The sequence below is a fragment of the Oleiphilus sp. HI0117 genome (assembly GCF_001635235.1).
The window spans coordinates 1-1903 of record NZ_LWGA01001005.1; the positions used below are offsets into that span (position 1 = coordinate 1).

Annotated in this window: 2 protein-coding genes; both read right to left on the reverse strand. The window is 47.7% G+C overall.

Translation table 11 applies throughout. The features are described 5' to 3' along the window. A partial coding sequence (locus A3757_RS18045) for an acetyl/propionyl/methylcrotonyl-CoA carboxylase subunit alpha (protein ID WP_156506396.1) occupies positions 1 to 871 on the reverse strand: 871 nt, incomplete at its 3' end. 65 nt (positions 872 to 936) lie between these two features. Further along, positions 937 to 1752: an enoyl-CoA hydratase/isomerase family protein gene (locus tag A3757_RS18050; RefSeq protein ID WP_068553503.1), complete on the reverse strand. Its 816-nt coding sequence runs from the start codon at positions 1750 to 1752 to the stop codon at positions 937 to 939. Between the last annotated feature and the right edge of the window lie 151 nt (positions 1753 to 1903).

Below are 1903 nucleotides of genomic sequence, written 5' to 3' on the forward strand. Positions count from 1 at the left end.
AGTAGAAGTTCTTATCTGAGTCGACCAAGAATTCAACCGTCCCTGCACCGACGTAATTGCAAGCTTTGGCTGCTTGTACAGCCGCTTCACCCATGCGCTGGCGAAGTTCAGGGTCGACAAATGGCGAAGGCGCTTCTTCAACCACTTTTTGGTGGCGACGCTGGATAGAGCAGTCGCGTTCACCAAAATAAACAGCATTACCGTACTTGTCGGCGAAGACTTGAATTTCAATATGACGAGGTTTGATCACGGCACGCTCAAGAATCAGCTCACCACTGCCAAAAGCATTCTCAGCTTCTGAACTAGCTGTTTTGATTTGTGCTTCCAGCTCGCTCTCTTCAAAAACCAGACGCATACCACGTCCACCACCACCGGCAGAGGCTTTTACCATAATAGGGAAGCCGATGGTTTGGGCTTCTTTTAGGAGTGTCTCAATGTCTTGATCAGCACCTTCATAACCAGGGATACAAGGCACACCGGCCTTGGTCATAGCGATCTTTGATAAACGTTTGCTACCCATAAGCTCGATTGCTGCAGAAGGTGGGCCGATAAATTCAATATTGGCCTTTTCGCAAGCGTTGGCGAAGTCACAGTTTTCAGACAAGAAGCCATAGCCAGGGTGAATGGCGCCAGCGCCAGTTAGTTTAGCGGCCGCAAGGATTTTGTCTGCGACTAAATAGGATTCGCCTACTGGTGCTGCACCAATACATACCGCTTCGTCTGCGTTAAGAACATGTGGCGCACCCGCATCAGCTTCACTGTAAACCGCAACGGTTTTATAGCCGAGCGACTTAGCTGTACGCATCACACGAACGGCAATTTCTCCACGGTTTGCAACTAATACTTTTTCGAATGTCACTTGTTTAGACATCTTAATACTCTCTTTTTATCGTTATTCCCTCGAAGGCGGGAATCCATTGTTTTGATGATAACTGACTACTCTGCCCAGCTAGGCAATCTCTTCTGTACAAAGGCCATGGTGCCTTCCTGGCCTTCTTTACCTTGTACTGCTTGTGAGAAGGAATGGGCTGCAGAGTCTAATAACTCTTCCAATGGTTGTTTGCCGACTCCGAGTATCAGTTCTTTCGTGATACGGTTAGCATCTGGTGCACAGCGTTTAACTTGGCTAAGTACTGATTCTAGGTCTTCTTCAAGTGCTTCACTTGTTTCATGTGCCTCGTGAACAATGCCCAGCTCCTTAGCTTCCTGACCGTTAAAACAAGACCCTAATAAGGCTAGACGTCTCGCTTGGGTTAAGCCAATGCGTGTCACGACAAATGGAGCGATTTGAGCCGGTGGAATACCCAGGCCGGTTTCAGGTAAGCCAAATTTTGCGTCACTAGAGGTTAGGGCAACGTCGGAAATACAGGCAAGGCCAAAGCCTCCGCCCAGGACTGCCCCCTCTGTGACCACAATGAGTACCTGTGGAATCTGATTCGCATAAGTAATCATGCGTCCAAATTCGCGGTTCAGCTCGTAGAACGGGTCGTTTTGATCAGCAGTTTTAGAGCCTTCCGCCATACGGGCACCTGCCATATCTTTAATATCGCCGCCAGCGCAGAAGTGGCCTTCTGCGCCCCGTAATACTACTGCACGAATGTCTTCCTGTGTTTGAATACTTTCAAACACAGCCATTAACTCTTTAACCATTTTTAGGCTCATCGCATTGCGAGTTTTAGGGCGGTTGAGTGTGATATGCAGTTCATGGTCTCGCTGTTCAAGTAATAGTGTTTCGGTTTCTGGTAAAGTCATAGTTAGTGATCTCTTCGTCATTTAATAATTTACATAATAGATCCCGGCTAAAAAGAATGCCGGGATGACGAGGAAGGGTTTACTTCTTCTTGCCGGGTAAAATACCCATTAGCTTGCAGATAATGCCGAGCATGATTTCATCTGCACCGCC

Excerpts from the sequence above, each read along its gene's own strand:
- A3757_RS18050 (WP_068553503.1), bottom strand. The coding sequence starts at position 1,752 with ATGACTTTACCAGAAACCGAAACACTATTACTTGAACAGCGAGACCAT.